This window comes from Vreelandella sp. EE27 (assembly GCF_968206495.1).
The window spans coordinates 740,587-765,080 of record NZ_OZ309109.1 but is presented as its reverse complement, the minus strand read 5'-3'; the positions used below and the strand labels follow the sequence as shown (position 1 = coordinate 765,080).

The 24,494-nt window shown below is 57.7% G+C and carries 20 protein-coding genes; 8 read left to right on the top strand and 12 right to left on the bottom strand.

Features of this window, described 5'->3' with window-relative positions:
* Positions 1-36: 36 nt before the first annotated feature.
* The 3 genes from ACWHVV_RS03650 to ACWHVV_RS03640 all read right to left on the bottom strand — a co-directional run bounded on the left by ACWHVV_RS03650 (position 37) and on the right by ACWHVV_RS03640 (position 3,108).
* Positions 37-834: a nucleotidyl transferase AbiEii/AbiGii toxin family protein gene (locus ACWHVV_RS03650; RefSeq protein ID WP_447928124.1), complete on the bottom strand. Its 798-nt coding sequence runs from the start codon at positions 832-834 to the stop codon at positions 37-39.
* 125 nt (positions 835-959) lie between these two features.
* Positions 960-1,778, bottom strand: a complete 819-nt coding sequence (locus ACWHVV_RS03645; RefSeq protein ID WP_447928123.1) for a type IV toxin-antitoxin system AbiEi family antitoxin domain-containing protein — start codon at positions 1,776-1,778, stop codon at positions 960-962.
* Positions 1,779-1,974: 196 nt separating this feature from the next.
* Positions 1,975-3,108 (bottom strand): Fic family protein, encoded by a 1,134-nt coding sequence (locus ACWHVV_RS03640; protein WP_447928122.1) that lies wholly within the window; start codon positions 3,106-3,108, stop codon positions 1,975-1,977.
* A 320-nt stretch (positions 3,109-3,428) separates the two neighbouring features.
* Between ACWHVV_RS03640 and ACWHVV_RS03635 the strand changes: the two genes are divergently transcribed.
* From ACWHVV_RS03635 to ACWHVV_RS03625, 3 genes are all read left to right on the top strand, one after another.
* On the top strand, positions 3,429-3,737 hold the full coding sequence (locus ACWHVV_RS03635; protein WP_447928121.1) for a hypothetical protein: 309 nt from the start codon (positions 3,429-3,431) through the stop codon (positions 3,735-3,737).
* A gap of 209 nt (positions 3,738-3,946) precedes the next feature.
* Positions 3,947-4,204: a helix-turn-helix transcriptional regulator gene (locus tag ACWHVV_RS03630; RefSeq protein ID WP_447928120.1), complete on the top strand. Its 258-nt coding sequence runs from the start codon at positions 3,947-3,949 to the stop codon at positions 4,202-4,204.
* 210 nt (positions 4,205-4,414) lie between these two features.
* Positions 4,415-5,305: a pseudouridine synthase gene (locus tag ACWHVV_RS03625; protein ID WP_447928119.1), complete on the top strand. Its 891-nt coding sequence runs from the start codon at positions 4,415-4,417 to the stop codon at positions 5,303-5,305.
* 163 nt (positions 5,306-5,468) lie between these two features.
* On the opposite strand, the gene ACWHVV_RS03620 is transcribed toward ACWHVV_RS03625, so the two are convergent.
* The 9 genes from ACWHVV_RS03620 to ACWHVV_RS03580 form a co-directional block, all read right to left on the bottom strand.
* On the bottom strand, positions 5,469-6,128 hold the full coding sequence (locus tag ACWHVV_RS03620) for a hypothetical protein (RefSeq protein WP_447928118.1): 660 nt from the start codon (positions 6,126-6,128) through the stop codon (positions 5,469-5,471).
* A 97-nt stretch (positions 6,129-6,225) separates the two neighbouring features.
* A complete protein-coding gene (locus ACWHVV_RS03615) occupies positions 6,226-7,113 on the bottom strand; it encodes a GIY-YIG nuclease family protein (RefSeq protein ID WP_447928117.1) in 888 nt (295 codons plus the stop codon).
* 22 nt (positions 7,114-7,135) lie between these two features.
* Positions 7,136-10,291: a type I restriction endonuclease subunit R gene (locus tag ACWHVV_RS03610; RefSeq protein ID WP_447928116.1), complete on the bottom strand. Its 3,156-nt coding sequence runs from the start codon at positions 10,289-10,291 to the stop codon at positions 7,136-7,138.
* Positions 10,288-11,328, bottom strand: a complete 1,041-nt coding sequence (locus tag ACWHVV_RS03605) for an SIR2 family protein (protein ID WP_447928115.1) — start codon at positions 11,326-11,328, stop codon at positions 10,288-10,290. Before ACWHVV_RS03605 ends, ACWHVV_RS03610 begins: the two co-directional genes overlap by 4 nt.
* A 2-nt stretch (positions 11,329-11,330) precedes the next feature.
* A complete protein-coding gene (locus ACWHVV_RS03600) occupies positions 11,331-12,797 on the bottom strand; it encodes a restriction endonuclease subunit S (RefSeq protein WP_447928114.1) in 1,467 nt (488 codons plus the stop codon).
* Entirely contained in the window at positions 12,787-14,505 is a 1,719-nt protein-coding gene (locus tag ACWHVV_RS03595; protein ID WP_447928113.1) for a class I SAM-dependent DNA methyltransferase, read from the bottom strand. Before ACWHVV_RS03595 ends, ACWHVV_RS03600 begins: the two co-directional genes overlap by 11 nt.
* Before the next feature lie 125 nt (positions 14,506-14,630).
* The gene (gene guaA / locus ACWHVV_RS03590; RefSeq protein ID WP_447928112.1) at positions 14,631-16,208 is read right to left on the bottom strand and encodes a glutamine-hydrolyzing GMP synthase; all 1,578 of its coding nucleotides are present in this window, start codon (positions 16,206-16,208) and stop codon (positions 14,631-14,633) included.
* Between the two features lie 117 nt (positions 16,209-16,325).
* On the bottom strand, positions 16,326-17,795 hold the full coding sequence (gene guaB, locus ACWHVV_RS03585) for an IMP dehydrogenase (RefSeq protein WP_447928111.1): 1,470 nt from the start codon (positions 17,793-17,795) through the stop codon (positions 16,326-16,328).
* A 194-nt stretch (positions 17,796-17,989) separates the two neighbouring features.
* Positions 17,990-18,907 (bottom strand): LysR family transcriptional regulator, encoded by a 918-nt coding sequence (locus ACWHVV_RS03580; protein ID WP_447928110.1) that lies wholly within the window; start codon positions 18,905-18,907, stop codon positions 17,990-17,992.
* A 95-nt stretch (positions 18,908-19,002) separates the two neighbouring features.
* Here ACWHVV_RS03580 and ACWHVV_RS03575 point away from each other — a divergent pair, with 95 nt between their 5' ends.
* Genes ACWHVV_RS03575 through xseA form a run of 5 tightly spaced genes read left to right on the top strand, consistent with a single transcriptional unit; the run spans position 19,003 to position 24,468 of the window.
* Positions 19,003-19,944 carry a DUF1177 domain-containing protein gene (locus ACWHVV_RS03575; protein WP_447928109.1) on the top strand — a complete coding sequence of 314 codons (942 nt, stop codon included), beginning with the start codon at positions 19,003-19,005 and terminating at the stop codon, positions 19,942-19,944.
* On the top strand, positions 19,941-20,630 hold the full coding sequence (locus tag ACWHVV_RS03570; protein WP_447928108.1) for an AroM family protein: 690 nt from the start codon (positions 19,941-19,943) through the stop codon (positions 20,628-20,630). Before ACWHVV_RS03575 ends, ACWHVV_RS03570 begins: the two co-directional genes overlap by 4 nt.
* Positions 20,631-20,682: 52 nt before the next feature.
* Positions 20,683-22,311, top strand: a complete 1,629-nt coding sequence (locus tag ACWHVV_RS03565; protein ID WP_447928107.1) for an OPT/YSL family transporter — start codon at positions 20,683-20,685, stop codon at positions 22,309-22,311.
* 54 nt (positions 22,312-22,365) lie between these two features.
* The gene (gene pepE, locus ACWHVV_RS03560) at positions 22,366-23,088 is read left to right on the top strand and encodes a dipeptidase PepE (protein WP_447928106.1); all 723 of its coding nucleotides are present in this window, start codon (positions 22,366-22,368) and stop codon (positions 23,086-23,088) included.
* Between the two features lie 36 nt (positions 23,089-23,124).
* Positions 23,125-24,468, top strand: coding sequence for an exodeoxyribonuclease VII large subunit (gene xseA / locus ACWHVV_RS03555; RefSeq protein ID WP_447928105.1), 1,344 nt, complete (start codon positions 23,125-23,127; stop codon positions 24,466-24,468).
* Positions 24,469-24,494 lie beyond the last annotated feature (26 nt).

The following is a 24,494-nucleotide window of genomic DNA, read 5'->3' as shown; positions in this document are numbered from 1 at the left end:
GTAAAGCACATAGCGGCTTGGACGGAGCGCGTCTCTTCACACATCAAATGCTATTCGTGCCAGGGTCTGCTCAAGTTCATGGCGATCCGCCTGGCGCTTGGCCTTCGAGCGACGGGTAAGGTTTTGCAGCTTTCGCCCTACCCCTGGCAATGCTGCTGCTTCCTCTAAATGGATCAATTCAAAATCAGGCTGCTCATCTTCGACGGACCATAGAAAGTCACATGAGGGCTTATCCAGCTTTTTAGAAATCCATAGCAGTAGCTGTGCTCTGTTCTCAAGCAGTTGCGCCGCCGTCACCGGCTTGGCGGTCATTCCCTTGAAATGGGCATCGAAGAGCGTCTCAAAATCCACTGGTTCCCTGGGAGCCAGAAGTTCCCAGGCCGGTTTAGGGCTACACGTTAGATACACCAGAAAGGTTCGCCATAATGTCGCATCGGCCCGTTCATCTTCCAGCAGCAAGCCAAGGTCGAACAGATCCCTGGGATGTTGACGAGACAAGGCCGCCGCCAGTTTTCCAGCGTAGAGATCGGCAAAATCGAGCACCTGCGTTGAGGCAAAGCCGAAGGCCTGTTCGACTTCCGGTTGGACCACCATCATTCGAACCGGGTGTACTGTGCCGCGCATCACTGGGGTTGTTTCAATCTGCACACGCGCCCGGCCACGGCTGCAAATTAAGCGTGTGATCCCCCCTGTGTTCGCGCCACCTGATGTTTGCACTTGTAATTGCAAAGGACGGGCACGCAAGGTCTCCGCCAACTGCTCTAGTGCTGCGGCAATATCCGCCACACCTGCCTCAAAATTCTGCACAGGAAGCCAGGTCAAGTCGATATCCACCGATAGCCTGGGGAGATCATGCTCAAACAAGTTGATGGCAGTACCCCCCCTTCAGTGCAAAGCGGGTTTCCTTTGCCAGCACCGGCAGGATATCTACCAGCAATTGCACACGGTCGCTGTAGCGTTTATCCCAGCTGCTCATCAAGGTCTCCCGGCAGAACAATGTGATACGTGGGATGCAGGCGGCCACCAGGCACCAGCGAACGCTTCCCACTGCCGAGATTCACCCCCTCTATCGATAGGTGTGAAAACCAGGCGTGCCCATGACGCTCGGCCAGCGCGAGAAACAGACGCTTAGCCTTGATGCTGTGGCAATGGCGCAACAGCATTTCAAGCCGCTGAGGGCGTAGGGTGGCCATGGCCTGCATTAATGCATCCACTTCGTAGACCCCACCCGCATCAGACACCTCATCACACATCTCCAGCATGGCTCGTTCCGGTGTCGAACACACCAGCACACCGCTCGGCATCGCTTCACGCCGTTCCAGCCCAAGGTTCAGCAACGCCTGATCCGTTGTCTCATCAGTAAGCGGAATATCGGGTAGATCAAAAGGTCCCTTGCCGCAGTAGTCGACCCGTTCCACCAACGGCAATTTGCATACCCACCCTGGTAAGCGATCCGGCCCGAAGAGTGTGATAACGGCGGCTTCGCCCAACCGCAGGTAGTGCTCATGCCCCAGCCAAGCCAACGCAAAGCGCCCACCTATATGCAGCGACAAACCCTCCGTCTCTTGCACCGTGCGCACCACCCCTTCCCATTTCAAAGAGCCTCCTTTACGCATGTACACACCACGCGCCGGGGAGACCAGCCAACCACTAGCGACATAGCGGGCCAACAAGCTACTGTAATAGCCATGCGCTCTTAGCCACCGGCTGGAAACCACGCCGGTATCGTTTAGTCCAGTCAGCAGGCGGTTTAATTTTCCATCATTTTGATCACTCATAATGACTAAAATACACTTTCTATAAACCGACACAATGGGCGGAGTTTAATAAACAACAAAAAAAGTCACTCAGAGTGACTTTATAAGGCATTTAATAAACAAATCCTTGAAGTGCCTTGTGGTCATAGTATGAGTTAGCTGCTTGCTTAATCCCCCCCTTTCAGTAACGATCACCCTTAAACAGCAAAGATCGCCACTACAAAGAGCCCTCCACAGTTCGCCCAAGTAACACCGCATAACGCGTACTACGCCCACCACCAGGCAGCTTGTAAAAGCAGCCCTTTTCCACCAACTCGGTCATATCTCGCGTGGCGGTCGCCTTACTCACCTTAGCCAGTGCCTGGTACTTGCGCGCATTGATACCTTGTACGAACTCTTCCCCCGCGTTATCCAGTAACCGATTAAGTATCTTGATCTGCCGCGCGCTTAATACCGTGGTGGCATGGCGCTGCCAGAAATGCGTTTTCAGCAGCACCCGGTCAATACGCAATAGTGCCTGTTCGAGTGCCTCTTTGAGTGTATCCAGAAACCACGCAAGCCAGGGTGTGATATTCAGCCCGCCCTTCTGAGTACGTTCAAGATGATCGTAGTAGGCCTCGCGCCGGGCCATGATTGCCGCGCTGAGTGAATAAAAGCGCACGGACTGCCGCTCAGCCTGGGCCAGCGCTCGATCGGTCACTGCACGCGTAACGCGCCCGTTACCGTCATCAAACGGGTGCAGCGTAATCAGCCAAAGGTGGGCAATACCGGCTCGAACCAGGGGGTCGAGCCCTTCCGGCGGCTGGTTGAACCACTCCAGGAACGCCTCAAGCTCCCCTGCCAATCGGGCACGCGGTGGCGCCTCAAAATGTACCTTCGGACGATCTATCCGACCCGAAACGACCTGCATGGGATGATCGCCGCGTAGCTCATTAACGCGTACCTCGCTTATCAGACCAGGACGCTGCACGAAGAGCAAAGACTGCCAGTGGCATAGCTGCTTCAGGGAGAGGGGATCATCGGGCTGATGGGTCGATTGAAGCAGCAGCTCGATCAGCGCTTCAGATTCCGGCGTGGTTCGGTGAGTAACGCCCGCCTGCTCTAACCCCAAATGGCGAGCCACCGATGAGCGCACGGACCCCACGTCCAAACGCTCCCCTTCGATCTCGCTGGTGCGAATAGCGTTTTGAATGAGCGCGTCCATTTCCACGGTTAAATCCGTGTGTTCAGACGTTGCATCCGTTCGCCCCACCACGCGGCCTTGCAGCAGCCTTATGGCATCCAGCAGGGGGCGCAAAGCGGGCTCACTCCACTCGAACGAAGGCCAGTTGCGCTGCTCCCAAATATACATGAGCCGATTACCACGCTTATTCGAATCAAATTATGAGCCGATTATGGCGTTTATTCGGCTCAAGCGCTAATCGACGGCAAAGCCAACGTTGTCGGCCGACCCAACGCATCGACTTTAAGTAAACCGCCATGAAGCTGACAAGAGCTACCCTGAAACCTTCATTCTCGTACAACCGTTGAGTGTCTTCAGGTTCTCGAACGCCCTTAGTGACGACCAAACCCTCGCCAATCAATGAAATGGGCTGCGCAAAAAGTTATTATCCTGCTAAATAATTTCTCGGCCGAATTGATACACTTCCATACCCTCTCACTGGACACGCTATGCACAACCTATGGATTCCCGTCGTCGCCATTTTCGTCGTGGCGGGCCTGATATTCGGAAGCCAAGCCTACTCCGAGGCCCAGCGCGATGCCCACATCGCCGCGACGATAGCCGAACGCCTTGACCGCCCCGCACCGGCCGACATCTCCGACTTGGAGCGCGTCAACAAGGGCTATGGGGTGTGCGGCGACTACGCGCTTTCAGGCTTTGATCCCGGTCGCTTCTACTACAACACCGCCACCAAGCGGCTAGCGCTTGGCACCGATGACCCGCTGTATCAGGACAATTGTGTGAGCGTTGCTTACTGAGCCCCTGGCAGCTGTTTTTGATCTTTTAAGCAGTACAGCGGTTACGTTCCAGTATCGTGATCCCGTCGTGCATAAAGAATTACCGAACGGTAATTAAAAGGCCGCTTTTCGCTTTATAAGCGTAAAAGTTACCGAACGGTAATTATGTGATTGCTACGTACCAAAACCGCGCCTATTATTACCGAACGGTAATCACAAGCAGGCGCCCTATGCCAATCGATAACGCCCCTTCCCCCACGACCATTCGCCAAAGCGAAGAGCTGGGCCAACTGGTCCGTAAACTCCGTACTGAACAAGGCTTGTTACAGATGGACCTGGCCGGCCTTGCAGGCACCGGCAACCGATTTATCGTCGACCTGGAACGCGGCAAGCCCACCCTGCAGCTGCAAAAGGTGCTGGATGTGTTGGACCTGATGGGGCTTGAGGTCGTCGTGAAGCGCAAAGGGGCTAATCGCCATGGCGAGTGACGCCACCCTAACGGTGAGCTTCTCGCCTTCCCTACCGCTCTCGCAGCCAGTTCACGAAGACGATAGCGCCAACCGGACAACCAGGCTGACAGAAGAGGCATGTCTCGCCCGACACGAATACTTCTCTCGGTTACACTAGCGCGACTGCCTGGAGGGTGAGGTTTTCTCACCACTTTTCCCCCATCCCCTTCCCAACCTGTGATGCATTCCATGTCCATTTCCCAACGCCCTTCGAAGCTGAGCCTGCCGCAGGTCAATCCCGGTGTGTCAACGGTGCTTGAGTATCTGCTGCTCAAGTTTCCGGCCATCGAGGAGGCGACATGGCGTGAGCGCATGGCCACCGGCAAGGTGCATCGCGATGACGGCAGCTGGATTACGCCGGCCTCATTCTTCAAGCCACATCTTCGCGTGTTCTATTATCGCGAAGTGGCCAGCGAGCCAAGCATCCCCTTCGCCGAGCATACGGTCTATCGCGATGAGCACATTTTGGTGGCCTACAAACCGCACTTTCTGCCCGTCACGCCCGGCGGGCGCTACGTCAATGAGTGCCTGCAACAGCGGCTGCGTAAAAGCACGGGGATCGAGGCGCTGCAGCCGGTGCATCGTCTGGATAGAGTGACGGCAGGACTGGTGCTTTGCTCGCTGAATCCCGAGACCCGCGCGCTATATCACCAGCTGTTCAAATCACAACAGATTCACAAGACCTATCAGGCCATCGCCGAGGTAGACGGCCATACGTCATGGATGGGTCGCGAGTGGGAGGTCAAGAATCGCATCGAGCCAAGCGAGCAGGGCTTTCGCATGCGCATTGGTGAGGGCGACGCCAACAGCCACTCGGTGATCCGCTGCGTGCAGCAAACCGACGCGCAGGCGCTGTTCGAATTACACCCCGTCAGCGGGCGCCGCCACCAGCTGCGCCTGCACATGCAATCACTCGGCTGGCCGATTTTGAACGACCGCTACTACCCGGTGCTGCAGCCGCTCTCGCCGGATGACGTCACGCGCCCGTTGCAGCTGCTCTCCAAGGGCTTCGCGTTCACTGATCCTGTGACACATGAGCCCAGGTGCATTGAGTACGATGGCGACCTGACGCTTAACTAGCGCGGCGTTATCACTCCCCTATCCGTTACTGCCCGAAGCGCGTTCCAGGCCAGCCCTTGATATTCAGCCCGCCCTTCTGGGCGCTGTCGAGGTGGGCCGGTCAATCCCACCGGAAACGACCTGCATGGAATGGTGACCACGAAGCTCGCCTATCCGCACCTTGCTAACGGCTTAGAATTTCTGAGATATAACGAATAAATCGCTCTTTACCTGGCCCATGTTTCGAAGCTCTATACCACCAGGCACACGCAGGATGAGGAACGCCTTTTGAGTCAATTTCAATATGCCTGGCCAAGTGCCTTTTTGCTTTTATGGAAACGAAAATCACACAGTCAGATTCAATGGCATTAATCACACCATTGAGTGTCTGCTTGGCAACTTCCAGGTCCGCCCGTTGGACGTTAAGGCTCTTCCCGGTAGCGGCAGGCCGTTGGAAAGCATTCATAAACGCAACGTGCCTGAACAGATTTCCTCCTTCCGGATAACCTGCTTCGCCTAGCGCACGGTTTATACGCCTATAGATCTCATGGCCTCTTGCTGTCCACTTGCCGTTTTCTTTATCGATTATTTTTCGGGTGTGTATCCAGCCTGGTTTATCCTCAACTCCTAATTCTTTCTCAGAGCCTGAATACCAGCGTTGTGAATCAAGGTGAAGCGAACTTTCCGGTGGCAGATAATGGCTTTCCGCAACCAACAGAATTTTTGGGCCATCCTGGCCATAAAGCCGCCCCACAAAAGGGCGCATCCGCGGATAAGCTTGGTAATGTGGCAATTGATCAAAAGCATTATCAAACACTTGTGAGTAGTGATGAATTTCAGTCATATAAACTTGTCCTGCATTTGCATAATCAATCAGCTGGGGCGAGGCAATCTATGGCTCTTAGTGTTGGCCGAAAACACCGCAATCTCGGGTAACGTTTCTATAGTTTTTCCAACCGGGCTTCCTGAATCGCCTTCAGTGTTTTGCCGCTAACATCCTTCCAGGCTATTCGCCCGTTTGAAGCGCCGCCCACCAGAACACCGGCGGCGGTAGAAGGAGAGGAAAAACGGAAATCCTGGGTAAAGGCCAGCTTATCCTTTTGCGGCGACAGCACCCCGCGATCTTTCAGCAGCTGGCGCTGCTCGCGCATGTACTCATGGATAGAAACCGTCTCTTCGGCACGCGCCAATGAGCCCTTGAGTACCACGAAGCCTCCTGTTACTTCTCTACCACTCCCGTTCGCGCCTCGCTCGTTAAGGTGCAGCGTCAACGGCGGCTCTACCGGTTCAGCCGATGAAACATCGGTTTGGCTACTCGCCGACTCGAAGGCATCGATCCCGAGCAGCGGAAAGATCACCAGCATCTCGGCCAGAAACCACTCGGCATCCGCACGATCCGCTTCATTCAACGGAGGTGGCGTGGGATAAGCCGTATTCTCCACCGCCCACTGATTGGCTGCCTTCGCTAAGCCCAATAAGCGCGCTTCCAGATAGCGAACATTAGCCTTGTTCAAGCCTTCGTTAGTGCTTGTGAAGGCAATAGTTCGGGTCCAGAACTCCTTGCCCACCACGTGCTGCTTGATTCGCTCGCAAAGCGCATCGGCCTCGCCGACATAGAGTTTGGCCGCGCCGTCGTCCGTTTGCCCCGTGAGGACATAGACGCCCGGCTGGGTCATCTCGTTTCGTTTAAGCGCCCCTTCGAGCTGGGAGCGGTTGGCCACCACCGCCCGGCCTGTCCAATTGGACTTCTCGACAATGCGCAGACCTTCGGGCGTGCCGTCGGCGAGGAAGATACGGATGGAGGTTGGGCGGCCCTGCGGCGATGTCATACAAACTCCAAAACGGTGATGATCAGGATGACCATTGATTCGACAGCAACTCAGCCTGCTTCAGAATCAGCTCGATGACTTCCGGTGACTTGTCCGGCGGATACTTGTAGCGCTGGAGCGTCCGGCGCACCAGAATGCGCAGCTTGGCGCGCACGCTTTCGCGCACCTGCCAGTCGACAGTGGTCGAGCCGCGCAGCTTGTTGGTGACTTCAACCGCCAGTGCCCGCAACTGATCATCGCCAAGCTCCAGCACGGCGCTTTCATTGGTAATCAAGGCGTCGTAAAAGGCGATCTCGTCAGCGCTCAGGCCAAGCGCCTCGTCGCGTTCCATATCGGCCTTGAACTGCTTGGCCATCTCGATCAGCTCTTCAATCACCTGTGCCGTTTCGATACCGCGGTTGTTGTACTTGCGCAGCGTATCCTGCAGGCGGTCAGAGTACTTTTTCTCCTGCACGGCATTGGTGCGCGTTTTGGCCTTGATGTCGTCCTTGAGCAGTTTCTCCAATAGTTCAACGGCCAGATTGCGGTGCGGCATCTGGCGTACGTCTTCGAGAAATTCATCGGAGAGCAGGCCAATGTTAGGCTTGTCGAGCCCGCAGAGCGCGAACACGTCCGTCACATCGTCGGCCACCACGGCGTTATCAAGAATCTGCTTGAGCGCCGAGTTCTTCTGTTCCTCGCTCAGCGAGCGGTTCGTGCTGGTGTGTTTGACCAGTGCCGCCTTGATCGCCGAGAGAAACGCGATCTCCTTGTGCAGCGCTTTTGCTTCATCCAGCGTGCTGCACAGCGAATACGCCTTGGTGAGTTGCAGCACGGTATCGAGAAAACGCTTTTTGCCATCGTCGAGGCCCAGAATATAGTTGGCCGCCGCGGGTAGTAGCTTATGCGGCGCCTCTTCAAAGCCGCTGTAGTCGAAGCCCTCGCGGTTGGCCCCCTTGGCAAACATACCATGGATGATATCGAGCTTTTCTTCGAGCACCGCGAAAGCTTCCTCGGCGCTGTAGGTGGGCTGGCCCTTGCCGCGGGAGTCGGTGTAGGTCTTGAGGGCGTTTTTCAACTCGTTGGCAATGCCGATGTAGTCCACCACCAGCCCGCCGGGCTTGTCCTTGAACACCCGGTTCACCCGGGCGATGGCCTGCATCAGGTTGTGCCCTTTCATGGGCTTGTCGACGTACATGGTATGGCAGCACGGCGCATCGAAACCGGTCAGCCACATATCGCGGACGATCACCAGCTTTAGCGGGTCCGCCGGATTCTTAAAGCGTTTCTCCAGCCGCTTCTTAGTCTTCTTGTTATAGATGTGCGGTGTCAGTAGCGGACTGTCGGCCGCCGAGCCGGTCATGATGACCTTGATCGCGCCCTTTTCCGGATCGTCGTCGTGCCACTCGGGGCGCAGTTTGACGATTTCGTTATAGAGCTGCGCGCAGATGCTACGGCTCATGGCAACGATCATCGCCTTGCCCTCAACGATCTCGTTGCGCGTCTCGAAGTGCTCGACGAGGTCCGCCGCGATGCGCTGCAAACGTGGCTCGGTACCCATCAACTTTTCCAGACGGCTCCACTCACCCTTGGTGCGCTCCCGCGCGCCGGTATCTTCCTCGTCCTCGATGACCTCGTCAACCTGCTCGGAGAGCTGGTGGATCTCCTCACGGTTGATATCGAGCCGCGCCAAGCGGGATTCGTAAAAGATGGGTACAGTGGCGCCATCGTCCACGGCGTCCTGGATGTCGTAGATCGAGACGTAATCGCCGAAGACGGCTCGGGTATCCTTGTCTTCACTAGCGATAGGCGTGCCGGTAAAGCCGATGAACGAGGCGTTAGGTAAGGCGTCGCGCATGTGCTTGGCAAAGCCGAATGTATAAGTGCCATCCTGCTTGAGCGTGGCTTTCAGGCCGTACTGGCTGCGGTGGGCCTCGTCCGAAATCACCACGATATTGTGGCGGTCATTGAGGCTCGGGTGGCCGCTCTCGTCTTCAAGCAGAGCGAACTTCTGCACCGTGGTAAATATAATACCGCCAGATTCGCGCTCGGCGAGCTTTTGGCGCAGGCTTTCGCGGTCTTCGGCCTGGATTGGGTCCTGCTTGAGTAGATCTCGCGCGCTGCTGAACGTGCCGAACAGCTGGCCGTCCAGGTCGTTGCGGTCGGTCACCACGATCAGCGTGGGGTTGTGCATCGCCGGTTGCTGCACTAGCTTGCCCGCATAGCAGACCATCGAAATGCTTTTGCCTGAGCCTTGGGTATGCCACACCACCCCGGCCTTCTTGCTGCCGGGCTTAACCTCATCACCGTAAGTCGCACGCTTCTCATCTACGCCCGCTGTAAGTTTCTCAGAAGCAATCACGGTCGCTTTCACCGCTTCACGCACGGCGTGAAACTGGTGATACCCGGCGATTTTCTTAATCACCCGCTCGGCGTCGGTCTCAAACAGCACGAAGTAGCGCAGATAATCGAGGAACAACGCCCGGTCGAAAAATCCGCGCACTAAAGTTTCCAACTGCCACTCCATGAGCGGCTTGTCATCTTCATCCTTGATGGTGCGCCACGGCATGAAGCGCTCCTGATCTGCCGTTAATGAACCGACCCGCGCGGTGTAGCCGTCACTGATGATGAGCGCTTCGTTGGTGACGAACAGATCGGGAATTTCTGTCTTGTAGGTCTGCAGCTGATTGAAGGCGCCGGTGACATCGGCGGTTTCACTGCTCGGGCTTTTCAGCTCAATCACCGCCAGAGGAAGACCATTGACGAAACAGACAATATCCGGGCGGCGGGGCTGCTTGCTACCCTGAAGGGTAAACTGATTGATAGCGCGGAAGCGGTTGGCCTCGACGCGCTCGAAATCAATCAGAAAGGCGTGGTCATAAATGACCTCGTCATCATCACGCTTATACTGCACCGGCACGCCGTCGAGCAGCCACTGATGGAAGGCGCGGTTGCTTATGGTCAAATCAGGGCTTTGCGGTTTGCTGACCTGCGCCACTGCCTGCTGAACGGCATCATCGGGCAACTGCGGATTGAGCCAAGTGATGGCTTTTTCGAGATCGGCGCGCAGCAACACCTGTTTGTAATCGTCGCGCTCAGGGTTGGCGCCGTCGTGGGCGATGTTCGGCCCGTGAACGGCTTCCCATCCTACGTCGCAAAACCACCCAAGACATAGCTGTTCCAACTGATCTTCTGTCATGCGTCTACTCCTTCCATTAGCTTTTCGAGTAGCGCGTCCAAGCACTCGTCATGGTCATCGGTATACCAGATAACATGGATATTGCATTCTGCTAACTGACGCTTATGTCTATTCCTGGCTTTTAAATCTGATGTTTTTAAAAAAGCATAATGCTTTGGTGAATTTTCTACCCCTTTGCGCGCAACTATCTCTTTCAGACACGTCAGCGTTCTATCTACGGTCAAGCTACACCCAAAAAAAAGAAGTGTTCTCGTAGAAAGAGCCTCTATCACGCTTTCGAGACTCCCTTCTTTTTGATAGTGTCGATCATATTCAGACTTTGTTAGAATCCGGTTTTTTGACTTATTAGCTGAACCGTGCAGCTTTATTAAGGTCCTTTTACCTTCTCCTAACGCTCTAGGCAGTTCTTCAGCGTCACCAGCTAACAAGTTCTCATCAAATGCTCCAAGATCGCTCTCGCTATAAACTCTTTCCAATACGTTATCAAAATTTGTTGTAATTACAGCAGATGTAAAAACATAAGGAAGTTTTCGGACGCATCCATCAATATCTCTTGACACACCGAATGCATTTTCGACTTGCTCTAGAAAACTCCCTCTTGGAAGATCATTACATAAGAGTTCAGCAGCCTCTTCAAAATCACCATCATCAATAAGGCTATCAAACTTAGTTTTGTCAACGTCTGTTTCTGGAAGAACTCTTTCTAGAAATTCAGTCCAACCTGGGTAACCCGATGGCCTCGACAAGCCAGCTCCTATAAAGGGAGTTACTGCTCCTTTTGCGTATATTTCCTTGAGCCTAACAAAACGATCTTTATTATCGTAAAGTGCCAATATTTCATCAGCTTTTTGAAGTCTTTCATTACGTCTTTGGTTACACCATTCTATAAAAGCATTTTCATACCCTGCAGTATCAAGGCCTTTTAGAATCTCGCTAGGGTAGAAATAAATATCTCCAAAACCTAACTTACCCTCGTTTTCGCCCGCACCCTCAACCCAGCGCAATTCGGAATCAAACATACTTTTTAAATACTCCATGTCTAAACCTCTTGGGAAGAGAGGCTTATTCCTCCCGCAAGAAGTTTTGGGAGCAATGAGTCGCGCATATCTGACAGTCTATCTGAGCTTTTTAAATTCAGCTCTACAGCTAAATACTTTAGCCTTGTAGTATCGGAGTAAACCGATACTAAATTGCCGGCAGGCACCACAACAGGAATACCGCGAAAGCTTTTCTTACTTATCTCCGCAAATGTACTTCCGCTAGCGAGCTGCTTGATATCATCCATAACAGATTCAGCCCATTGAAGAACAAATTCGGGCTGCAGCCTTTTTTTGCAAATCATGGCAATATAGCCTTGATTAATGGCCACAGGAACTTTTGCCAAAGCAAGGTAGCCAACCGGCGCACGAGAAGACATCAAAACCGTATCTATAGGAAGTAGACCAGAGCTTATCTTTGCTAAACCAGCCTCCGTGATTTTTCTTTCTGTCGAAATCATGACCTTACTTTGAGCACCAGAAAGATCCTTTGGGCTAGTCCAGTTGATACTACCACTTTCCCAATACTCTTTATTTTTTGTGGGCGGCGTCCCCCCCCCTTTGATCTCGACTTCCGCGCCAATGGTTGAGCATTCCCACCCCTCCGGAATCTCCCCCAGCTCACTCGCCTGCATCGCCGAGGGAAACAGCGCGGCGGTCTCATACAGCTCCTGATAGCGCTCGGGATCTTCCGCGTGCAGTGCATCGAGCTGCGCCGCCGTCTTACCGGCAATCGCCTGCATTGCGGCGCGGTTCATGGTCGTTTCTAGATCGCCTACCGCGGGCGGCTCGTCAAACTCGGCGGCGTAGCAGACGGGGGATGCGGATTCATTCTCTGGCTGGAGCGCCTGCCAGCGCTGGCGCGCGGCGATCTTGGCCTTGACCGGCTCAAAATCGACAAACCAGCTTTTGAAGAGGGCCTGGGCCATCTGTTCGAGGGTTTGGTTGATTTTTTTATTAGCCTGGATCTTTTGATCAAAAACACTAAGAGTATTAGCTATAAAATCTTGAAAGCTGCGAGGCGGCAAAGGTATCTTTAAAGAGTTTAACGCCTTGCCAGTTAGATGTTTAATTGTTGTACCAGTGAAATATGGCTCAAGAAGTCCGTGTTTACCTGCGTAAAGAAACCAATAATAAAGGTAATAATTGTTCAGAGATTCTCTTGTTCTAATACGATGGAGCGCTTTTTGAATTTTCATGTTAGGTAGATCGTTTTTCCAGATAGCACAACGCCCTGGCTCTCCACCTTCACAGACAATTAGATCACCATCATTAATTCCATACCTCTCGCTCTCACCATCTTCAAACTTCATTCTGCCTAAATCAGATAACTCAAACTCTCCCCAGCGAACATTGCTGTTCCCTAGATAGGGTTTATCGACACCTTTATTTTTATTTTTATCCAGCATTTTTCCTAGGCAAGAATCAACATGTTCGCCCAAGACGACCAAAGGCCACTCAGCACTCATAACCCAGCCCTCCAAGATTCCGCTTGATCTCGGCTTCCAGCCGGTCGCTTTCCTCGAACTGCCCTTTCAGTTGTGCCGTTAGCCGCGTCATCTTGTCGGCAAAGGGTTCGTCGTCCTCTTCCTGCGCAGCGGCGCCCACGTAGCGCCCCGGTGTGAGCACGAAGTCGTGCTTTTCAATCGCGGCAAGCTCGGCTGCGGCGCAGAAGCCCGGCACGTCTTCAAACGTGTCGGTGCGCTGCCAGCTGTGGAAGGTGTCACTGATTTTGGCGATGTCATCAGCGGTAAAATCGCGCAGCACGCGGTCGCGCATATAGCCCTGCTGGCGGGCGTCTATAAACAACACCTCGCCTTTACGGCGGCGCTTTTCGACGCCGTTGGGCGAGAAACCGCCGGATTTGTCACGTGTCAGAAACCAGATGCAGGCGGGAATCTGGGTATTGGTGAAGAGCTGGCCCGGTAGGGCGACGATGCACTCAACCAGATCTTCTTCGACCAGGCGGCGACGGATTTCGCCTTCGCCGCCGCTGTTGGAACTCATTGAACCGTTAGCGAGCAGCAGCGCCATGCTGCCCACAGGGGCGAGGTGGTGCAGCATGTGCTGCAACCAGGCGAAGTTGGCATTGCCCTTGGGCGGGGTGCCGTGCTGCCAGCGCACGTCGTCGGCCAGCGATTCGTGCCACCAGTCCTTGACGTTGAACGGCGGGTTGGCCATCACGAAGTCGGCGCGCAGGTCCGGGTGCTGGTCATCGAGAAAGCTGTCGGCGTTTTTCTTGCCGAAATTGAAGTCAATGCCGCGAATGGCCATGTTCATCGCCGCCAGCCGCCAGGTGGTGGGGTTGGATTCCTGCCCGTAGATGGACACGTGCTTTTTCTGCTCGGCGGGGTCGTAGTGGTGCTCGCGGGCGTGCTCTTCGATGAACTTGTCGGAAGAGACAAAGAAGCCACCCGAGCCCATCGCCGGGTCATACACCCGCCCCTTGTAGGGCTCCAACATCTCGACGATCAGTGAGACGATGCTCTTGGGCGTGTAGTACTGTCCGCCCTGCTTGCCTTCGGCCAAGGCGAACTGGCCGAGGAAGTACTCATAGACGTGGCCGAGGATGTCCTTGCTGCGCAGGTTGAGCGGCTCGCCGTCGAGGGTCGGCTGAGTAAAAGACGTATCCGAGAAGGAGTTGATCAGCCCGATCAGCTTGTCGTTATCGACCTGAAAGCGGCTGATGCCTTCCAGCACGCCCTTGAGCTTGTCGTTACTTTTCTCGATGGCCTCCAAGGCGTTGTCAATCAGCCAGCCCACCGAGCGCAGGCGCACATCTTCGCCCTTGCTGTTTTGCCAAAGCACCGAGCCGGTGGGCAGTGCGGCGCTCTCTTTCAGCGTGTTCCAGCGCGCCTCTTTCGGCACCCAGAACACGTTGGCCTCGCGGTAGTAATCGAGAATTTCCAGCTCGTCAGCGAGTGCCTGTTCGTACTCGGCCTCGCTGTCGAAATCCTCTCGCGGCAGGTAGTAGATGTTGTCGTCGGCGTCGTCTTTAAAAAGCGCCAGCAGCTCGCGCTGGCGCTCCTCGAACGCGTCGGAGACGTACTTCAAAAAGATCAGCCCCAGCACCACGTGCTTGTAGTTGGCCGCATCGAGGTTGTTGCGCAGCTTGTCGGCGGCGCTCCAGAGCTTGTCTTCAAGCGCTTTCAAAAATTGCTGTTCGGTACTTTGCATTAATCATTCACTTGGATTAGATAGTTAAACTTATGCTACTGCAGCCAACTACGACATGCCATTGTTTCAGCGCACAAAAAACCCGCCTTTTGGCGGGTTTTTGGATACAACGCGTTGGGAAAAAATCACTCCCACTCAATCGTCGCAGGCGGTTTGCTGGAAACATCATAAGTCACCCGCGACACCCCCTCCAGCTCGTTGATCACCCGATTGGACACCTTCTCCAGCAGCTCATACGGCAGGTGCGCCCAGCGGGCGGTCATGAAGTCGATGGTTTCGACGGCGCGTAGCGCGATGACCCATTCATAGCGGCGGCCGTCGCCGACGACGCCGACGGATTTCACCGGCAGGAACACGGCGAACGCCTGGCTGGTTTTTTCGTACCAGCCGGAGGCGCGCAGTTCTTCGATGAAGATGGCGTCGGCTTCACGCAGGATGTCGGCGTACTCTTTCTTCACCTCGCCCAGAATACGCACGCCCAGGCCCGGCCCCGGGAAGGGGTGGCGGTAGACCATGTCGTAGGGCAAGCCGAGTTCAAGGCCGAGTTTGCGTACTTCGTCCTTGAACAGCTCGCGCAGCGGCTCGACGAGCTTGAGCTTCATGGTTTCCGGAAGGCCCCCCACGTTGTGGTGGGATTTGATCACGTGCGACTTGCCGGTTTTGGAGGCGGCAGATTCGATCACGTCCGGGTAGATGGTGCCTTGGGCCAGGAAATCCACGCCGTCGATCTTGCTGGCTTCTTCATCGAATACGTCAATAAACGTGTTGCCGATGATCTTGCGCTTGGCTTCCGGGTCGTTTTCGCCTTTTAGCTTATCCAGGAACAGGTCTTCGGCGTCGACACGGATCACCTTCACGCCCATGTGGTTGGCGAAGGTTTCCATCACCTGGTCGCCTTCCGCCTTGCGCAGCAGGCCGTTATCCACGAATACGCAGGTGAGCTGGTCGCCAATCGCCTTGTGGAGAAGGGCCGCAACGACAGAAGAGTCCACGCCGCCGGAGAGGCCCAACAGCACGTGGCGGTCGCCCACTTGCTCGCGTACGCGCTCGACCTGGTCTTCGATGATCTGCGCCGGGGTCCAGCGCTTTTCGGACTGGCAGATATCCAGCACGAAGTGCTCGAGCATCCGCTGGCCCTGCAGGGTGTGGGTCACTTCCGGGTGGAACTGTACGCCGTAAAACTGCTTCTCTTCCCACACCATGGCGGCAATCGGGCAGCTCGGCGTAGAGGCGGTCACGGTGAACTCGGCGGGCGCTTCGGCCACCTTGTCGCCGTGGCTCATCCATACATCCAGCAGGCCCTTGCCGGTTTGGCTGTCCACGTGGTCCTTGATGCCGTTGAACAGGGCATTGTCCGCGTCGATGCTGATCTGGGCGTAGCCGAACTCGCTTTTATTGGAACCCTGCACCTTACCGCCGAGCTGCTCGGCCATGGTCTGCATGCCGTAGCAGATGCCAAAGACCGGCAGGCCCATCTCGAACACGGATTGCGGCGCCCGCGGGGACTCGAGCTCGGTGACCGATTCCGGCCCACCGGCAAGGATGATGCCGTTGGGGTTGTACTCGCGAATCTCTTCTTCGGTGATGTCAAAAGCCCGAACTTCCGAGTAAACGCCGATTTCGCGCACCCGGCGGGCGATCAGCTGGGTGTACTGGGAGCCGAAGTCGAGAATCAGAATCTTGTGGGCGTGAATGTCTGTCATGGCGGTATCTCTCAAGCAGTGTAGGCGCGGCCGCTAAGGCTTTTACAGGGGCTCTAACAAGGGCTATAAAAAGCAAGCGACGGGCCAGAGCCCGCCGCCGTTTAACTCACGTGCCGGTTAGCCCACCCGGTAGTTAGGGGCTTCCTTGGTAATCTGCACGTCGTGAACGTGGGATTCGTTGAAGCCGGCGCCGGTGATCTGTACGAACTCCGGCTTGGTGCGCATCTCTTCGATGTCGTGGCAGCCGGTGTAGCCCATGGAGGCGCGCAGCCCGCCCATCATCTGGTGAACGATGGCGCTCATCAGGCCCTTGTAGGGCACGCGGCCTTCGATGCCTTCCGGCACCAGCTTCTCGGCGCCAGCGCTCTTATCCTGGAAGTAACGGTCCGCACTGCCCTGGCTTTGCGACATCGCCCCCATAGAGCCCATACCGCGGTACGCCTTGTAGGTACGGCCCTGGTAAAGCTCGACCTCGCCCGGCGCTTCTTCGGTACCAGCCAGCAGGCCACCCACCATCACCGCACTGGCACCGGCGGCAATCGCCTTGGCCAGGTCGCCGGAAAAACGCACGCCGCCGTCGGCAATCAAGGGAATGTCGAACTCCTTGAGCGCAGCGGCCACGTTGGAAACCGCGGTAATCTGCGGCACGCCCACACCGGCGACGATACGCGTGGTGCAGATAGAACCGGGGCCGATGCCCACTTTCACGCCGTCGGCGCCCGCTTCGGCCAGCGCCTTGGCGGCTTCGGCGGTGGCGATGTTACCGCCCACCACTTGAATGTCCGGGAAGTGCTGTTTCACCCAACGGATACGGTCGATCACGCCCTGGGAGTGGCCGTGGGCGGTATCCACGATCACCACGTCGACGCCCGCTTCGGCCAGTGCCGTGATGCGGTCGCCGGTTTCCGGGCCGGTGCCTACGGCAGCACCCACCAGCAGGCGGCCGTCAGTGTCTTTCGCGGCGTTCGGGTAGGTGCGGGCTTTTTCGATATCCTGGAAGGTGACCAGGCCGCGCAGGTGGAAGGCGTCGTCGACGATCAGCATTTTCTCGATGCGGTGCTCGCGCATCTTGGCTTTGCTGGCTTCGAGATCAGTGCCTTCGGCGACGGTGACCAGGCGCTCGCGCGGGGTCATGATGTCGGCAACGCTGTCGCCCACGTTGGGCTGAAAGCGCATGTCCCGCTCGGTCACGATCCCCACCAGGGTTTCGCCTTCGACCACCGGGAAGCCGGAGAAGCCGTACTCGCGGGCCATGGCCAGCAGATCTTCGAGCTTCGCCTTGGGGCTCACGGTGACCGGGTCTTTCACGATCACGCTTTCATGCTTTTTGACCTTGCGCACCTCGGCGGCTTGCTGGGTCATGGTCATGTTCTTGTGAATGATGCCAATGCCGCCTTCCTGGGCCATTGCAATCGCCAAACGCGCTTCGGTCACCGTGTCCATGGCGGCGGAGACGAGCGGAATATTGAGCGTGATATTGCGGGTCAGGCGGGTTTTGAGGCTGACATCCTTGGGAAGAACGTCGGAGAAGCCAGGAACGAGGAGTACGTCATCGAACGTAAGCGCTTCTTGGGCCATACGTAGCATAGCGGCAACACCCAATGGAAAGTGGGAAGATGGGGCGTGGTAAAGTTAATCGACCATTATAGCGTTTCGAGGGCCTCGCCATCAATGTGGAGGCTGCATCCTGGTGAATAGCGTTTGGCTATAGCGCCCCGGTTTTGCCACGGTGCTCTACTTTGAGGGCGCGTTCCCTGAGCGCTTTTCGACACCCGGTCTGGTCATTCCGGGCTTGGCAGCAGCGAACGGTTCGCTTCGACCAGCTCCATCAACACTTCGATAAAGCCTTGCGCGGCGGGGGTTAGTTCCTGGCGGCGAGAGGTCAGCACGCCGATGTCGCGGTAAAGCCTTTCGCTGATGGGGATCAAGCACACGTCGTCCCGGTGAAACATCAGCTTGAGCGAAGACGGCAAGGCACTCACGCCAATATTGTTGGCGACCATGCCCAGAATGGTCGATTGATACCCCGCCACCTGCACCGGTTCCATCGGTTTACCGGCAATCGCAAAGCCCTGTTCGGTTAGCCGCCGCATGCTGGTGCGCGCTTTCATGGCGATGAACGGCCACTCGACGATCTGATGCCAGCTCACCTCTTCCTCCCCGGCCAAGGGGTGATCCGGCGCGCAGACGAAATAAAGATAATCCTTGTAGATCGGATGGAAATTGACCTCTTCGGAATGGGTGGGGGCCACACTCACGCCGAAATCGACGTCGCCGGCCATCACCTGCTGATAGATCGGCTCGTCGCTCTCCTCCAGGTACTCCGTGCCTATCTGCGGGTAGCGCTTTTGAAACTCCGCCATGGCCGCCGGTACCAGGCTGCCTCCCACCGTCAAGAGTGCGGCGAAACTGATTTGGCCCTGCTGGCCCTTAGCGAAGGCGCGCATGCTTTGCAGGCCACGATCCAACCTTGAGAGCACCCGCTCGGCCACCGGCAAGAACTCCCGCCCGGCGGCGGACAAGCTCACCTGTCGCGTGGTGCGCTCGAACAGGCGTACGCCCAACATGTCCTCGAGCTGACGCACCAGCTGGCTAAGCGACGGCTGAGACATGTGAAGCTTTTCAGCGGCTTCGGTGAAGCTACCCAAATCGGCCACGGCGATGATGGCTTCGAGTTGGCGGGCGGTCACGTTATTCATTGGCGATACCAATCAATCCATCTTTTATTCAAATTTATACAATCAATGCTTAAGCGTAATCTACTTACGTCTAATACTCTACCGAGGCAGCGCCCATGCTTAAGCAAGTGATCGATCTTCACGAAATTCTGGATACCCCTAGCGCCAGCGGGGAACGGGTCAAGGAGCATCTCATCGCCTGCGGCGCGGCGCCGGAGAGCATTCGCGTTACCCGAGTAGAGTCCGAGAAAGGCGCGAGCGATTTTTTGCATATCACCGTGGCCGGCCACAGCGGTAAGCAGGCGGGCAAAGAGGCCCCTACGCTTGGGGTGATCGGCCGCCTGGGCGGCATTGGCGCCCGCCCGGACATTACCGGCTTCGTATCCGACGGCGACGGCGCGCTGGCGGCCCTGGCCGCCGCGGCCAAGCTGATTGGCATGGCAGCCAACGGTGACCAATTAGCCGGCGATGTGATCATCACCACACATATCTGCCCGGATGCCCCCACCCGCGAGCACCACCCGGTGCCGTTCATGGATTCGCCGATCAGCTTCGAGGATACCTGGGAGCACGAAATCGACACCGCGATGGACGCCATCGTCTCGATCGATACCACCAAGGGCAATCGCGTGATCAACGTGCGCGGCGTGGCCATGTCGCCGACGGTCAAGCAGGGCTACATTCTGCGCACCAGCGAAGACCTGATGGATGTCTTCTCCCGGGTGACCGGCCGCTTGCCCGATATTTTCGCGCTGACCCAGCAAGACATCACGCCCTACGGCAACGGCCTGCATCATCTAAACAGCATCCTCCAGCCTGCGGTGGCCACCCAGGCGCCGGTGATCGGCCTGGCGCTGTCGGCGGAAACCGCCGTTGCCGGCTGCGCTACCGGCGCAAGCCATGAAGTCGATATCGAACAGGCCGCGCGCTTCGCCGTCGAGGTCGCCAAAGACTTCACCGCCGGTATCTGCCAGTTCTTCGATGCCGAGGAGTTCGACCGGCTTATCGCGCTTTACGGCGAGCAGACCCACTTCCAGCAAGGCGGTGCACGACAATGAGCATCGCCCCCACACGTTTGGGCATCGTGACGATCGGCCAGGCGCCGCGCACCGACCTTCACGAGGACCTTGCCACGCTACTCGCTGAACATATCGAGGTAATCGAGCGCGGGGCGCTGGATGAGCTAACCCTCGAGGAGGTCGAGCACCGCTACCCCATCCCCGAACAAGCCCAGGTGCTCGTCTCGCGCATGCGCGATGGCCGCCAGGTCACCATCGCCGAACAGGACCTGGAGCCCTTGCTGGACACAGCGATCCGCGCGATGGCCGAGGATGAGCGGGTCGATGCCATCGTCGTGTTGTGCACCGGCGAGCTGCCCGACTACCGCGAACTCCCCGTGCCCGTTCTCTCGCCCAAGCGGCTGGTCCGCCACGGCCTTCAAGCGCTTTTTCCCAGGGGCAAACTGCTGGTGATGACCCCGGAGCCACGCCAGATGGCCTACGCCCAGGCGCGGTGGGAAGAAGCGGGCTTCGAGATCGAGATGCTCAGCGCGTCGCCCTACGGCGAAACACAGGAACTAGAACGCGCCGCCCGGGAGGCCGCCTTGCTGAAAGGCGAGGCGCTCTACCTTGACTGCATGGGGTACACCCTGGCCCAGCGCGCGCGCATCGCAAAGCTCTCCGGCCATCGCACGCTGACACCGCGCCAACTGGTCTTCAGCGCCGCCAATCTGCTCTTGAGCTAGCCGGCACCTTCGCTACATAAAAAAACACGACATCGACACGGAAACAGCCATCATGAACGATACGACCTCGTCGGCGCAGGCCGATAGCGAGCCCCCACAGTTCGCGCGCCAACATCCAAAATTCTTCTCGCCCTGGCAGATGATCACCAACGTCATCGTCTGCGTATTAGGGGCGATCATCGGCCTCGAGTTGATCACCCGGGTCGGTATTACGCCCAACACCTCGATCATCGGGGCGTTGATCGCCATTTTGCTTTCGTATATCCCGCTGCGCCTTTTTCGCAGCTACCGCTCCCTCGAGCGCCAAACGCTGGTGCAAACCACGATTTCCGGGGCGACCTTCTCGGCGGCCAACGGTCTGCTCTTGCCCCTGGCGATCCCGTTTTTGATGGGCGAATCGCAAATGCTGGTGCCCATGCTCTTTGGCGCAGCACTGGCCGTGATTACCGATGCCTCGATTCTTTACTTCTCTTTTGACAGCAAGATATTCACCGCCCGGGCGGCCTGGCCGCCGGGGCTTGCGACGGCAGAAGCCTTGAAAGCAGCGGCCAACAAGGGGCGTAACGCCCTTCTGCTGCTGGTGGGCATGGTGGGCGGCTTGACCGGCAAGGCCTTTGGCATTCCCGCGGAAATGTTCGGTATCGCCTGGATCGCCAACGTCTTCGCCATGTGCGCGCTGGGCCTTGGGCTGATCCTGCGCGGCTACTCGGAGCAGTTTTTCGGCTTCGATATCAGCACCGCCTATATCCCCCACGGCATCATGATCGGCGCCGGGTTGGTGGCGCTGGTTCAAATCCTTTTATTGATGCGTCGAGACCGTCGCGAAAAGTCGAACGAGGGCGAGTCGACCCAGCGGCCCACGCGGTCAGCGCTTCAAATGCGCACCGCCATGCTGAACGGATTTGGCGTTTACTTGATTATCGCGATGACACTGGCGCTGGGGACGGGCATCTATACCGACATGCCGCTGGGTATGCTGTTCGGCTGGATGGTATTTGCGGCCCTTGCGGCCATGGCCTCGGAGTTGATCGTCGGCATCGCCGCGATGCACTCCGGGTGGTTCCCCTCCTTCGCGACGGCGCTCATTTTTCTGGTCATCGGCATGTTGATCGGTTTTCCAAGCGAAGCGCTGGGCATACTGGTCGCCTTTACCGTGGCCACCGGCCCGGCGTTTGCGGATATGGCCTACGACCTGAAAGCCGGCTGGGTGATTCGTGGCGAAGGCACCGACCGGGAATACGAACTGGACGGTCGCCGTCAGCAGTACTTTGCGGAGCTTTTTAGCTTCGGCGTGGCCATCGTCATCGTGGCGCTGGTCTTCAACGCGTATTTCGCCGCCGACCTGGTGCCGCCGGTCGCCCGCGTTTATGTCGCCACCATCGATGCCGGCGCCAGCATGGAAGTCGCCCAGCAGCTACTGATTTGGGGCGTGGTAGGTGCCATCATTCAGGCCGTGGGCGGTATGTCCCGCCAGATCGGGGTGCTGCTGGCCACGGGGCTGCTCATCACATCGCCGGTGGCGGGCATCGTGATCTATATTGCGCTGGTCATCCGCTGGCTGGTGGTCAAGCGCTTTGGCACCGACGGCGGCCATAAGCTCTATATTCTGGGGGCGGGTTTCATTACCGGTTCGGCGCTTTACAGTTTCTTCTCCTCGACCCTTAAACTGGGTTCCCGGTAATCTAAGGTTACGGGCGACGCGATTGCGCCGCCCGCACTGTTTAGGAGTCACACCATGTCGCGTTTACTTTTATTGAGCAGCTCCCGCGCCGGTAGCACCGGCTATCTCGACCACGCAAAGCCCCTCATCGGTGATTTTTTGGGCGACAACCCCACCCCGGTCAAGCGGGTGCTGTTCGTGCCCTTCGCCGGTGTAGGCAAAACCTTCGATGACTATCTCGCGCAAGTACGCCCGGCCTTCGAGGCGCTGGGCCTCGAGGTCGAGGGCATTCATCAAGCCCCGGATGCTCAGCAAGCGGTGCGCAACGCCGAAGCTATCGCCGTGGGCGGGGGGAATACCTTCGCGCTGGTCAAACGCCTTTACGAGGCGGATCTACTCCCGGTCATTCAGGAGCGCGTGGGCCAAGGCATGCCCTACATGGGCTGGAGCGCGGGCTCGAATATCGCTGGGCCGACGCTTTGTACCACCAACGACATGCCGATCGTCGAGCCGCCCAGCTTTAAAACCCTGGGCCTGGTGCCGTTTCAGCTCAACCCGCACTTTCTTGCCGGTAAACCCGCCGGGCACAACGGCGAAAGCCGTGAAGAGCGTTTGAGCGAGTACCTGGCGCTCACCCCCCAGGCGTTGGTGGTCGGCCTGCGTGAAGGCACGGCGCTTCGCCGGGAGGGCGAGTCGCTCCAGCTACTCGGCGAGCTCGATGGCGTCACGTTCTCGGCAAGCGGCCAGCAGGAACTCACCGCCCATAGCCAGCTGGACCATTTGCTCACGCGCAATTAATGCTAGGCTAAGCGCTTTCTCGATCCTAAGCCTTCCATGACCTCACCTTCTTCCCAAGCGCTTTCCGTGAGCGCCCTCAACAAGCAGGCCCGCCAGGCGCTGGAGCGCGACATGGGCGAGGTCTGGGTCGAGGGCGAGCTCTCCAACGTTTCCAAACCCGCCTCGGGCCACATCTACTTCACCTTGAAGGACGACCGGGCCCAGGTGCGCTGCGCGCTGTTTCGTCAGCGCGCGCGTTTCGTGGCCGCGCCCATGCGCGACGGCGACCAGGTCAAGCTGCGCGGCAAGGTTTCGCTGTTCGAGCCCCGGGGCGACTATCAGCTGATTGCCGAGGCGGTGCAGGCGGCAGGCCTTGGCGAGCTTTTAGCGGCCTTCGAGCGGCTGAAAGCGCAGCTGGATGGCGAGGGGGTGTTCGCCAACGCCCGGGAACTCCCCTACCCGCCCCGCAAGCTATTGATTCTAAGCTCCGCCACCGGGGCGGCGATTCGCGATGTATTGGCGGTCCTCAAAGCGCGCTGGCCGCTGACGGACGTAACGCTGATCCCGGTGCCGGTTCAGGGGGCCGAGGCCGCGCCGGCGATGGTCTCGGCGCTGGCGCTTTTGAACCGGCAAACGCGGCTGGACCCGAACCAGGACGCAATACTGATCACCCGGGGCGGCGGCAGCCTGGAGGACCTGTGGGCGTTCAACAACGAACACCTGGCCCGGGCGATTTTCAACTCGCGCCTGCCGGTGATGTCCGCGGTGGGTCATGAGGTGGACACCACCCTTGCCGACTTCGCCGCCGATGTGCGCGCCCCCACGCCCTCGGCCGCGGCGGAGCGGCTGGTGCCGGACGGCCAAGCGCTTGCCCGAACGCTTGGCCAGAGCGAGGCGCGCCTGCGCCGGGCCATGCAGCAAAAGCTTCAACGCGAAAGTCAGCGGCTGGACAACCTGCGCGCCCGGCTTAAACACCCCGGCGAGCAGCTCGCCCAAAAGCGCCAGCAGGTCGAGCAGCTAGGCCAACGCCTTCAACGCGCCATGCAGTTGACCCTGACGCAACAGCAGGGCCGCGCCACCCAGCTTGGCAAGCGCCTGGCAAGCCAAGACATGGCGCGGCTTCACCAGGCAGAGCAAACGCGCATCGACCAGCTCGAGCGGCGCCTAAAAGGCGCCATGCAGCGCACCCTTGAAGCGCGCCGGGCCAGGCTGACCAGCGCCGCGCGGGAACTGAACGCGGTGAGCCCACTGGCCGTACTGGGCCGGGGCTACGCGATTGCTCAGGATGACCAGGGCCAGGTGATACACCGCGCCCAGGACACCGCACCGGGCCAGAAGCTTTCGTTGCGCCTGGGTGAGGGGCGTTTGAGCGTCGAGGTAAAACGCCGCCATAAAAAATAGCGCCCGGCGTGGGCCGGGCGCTATGG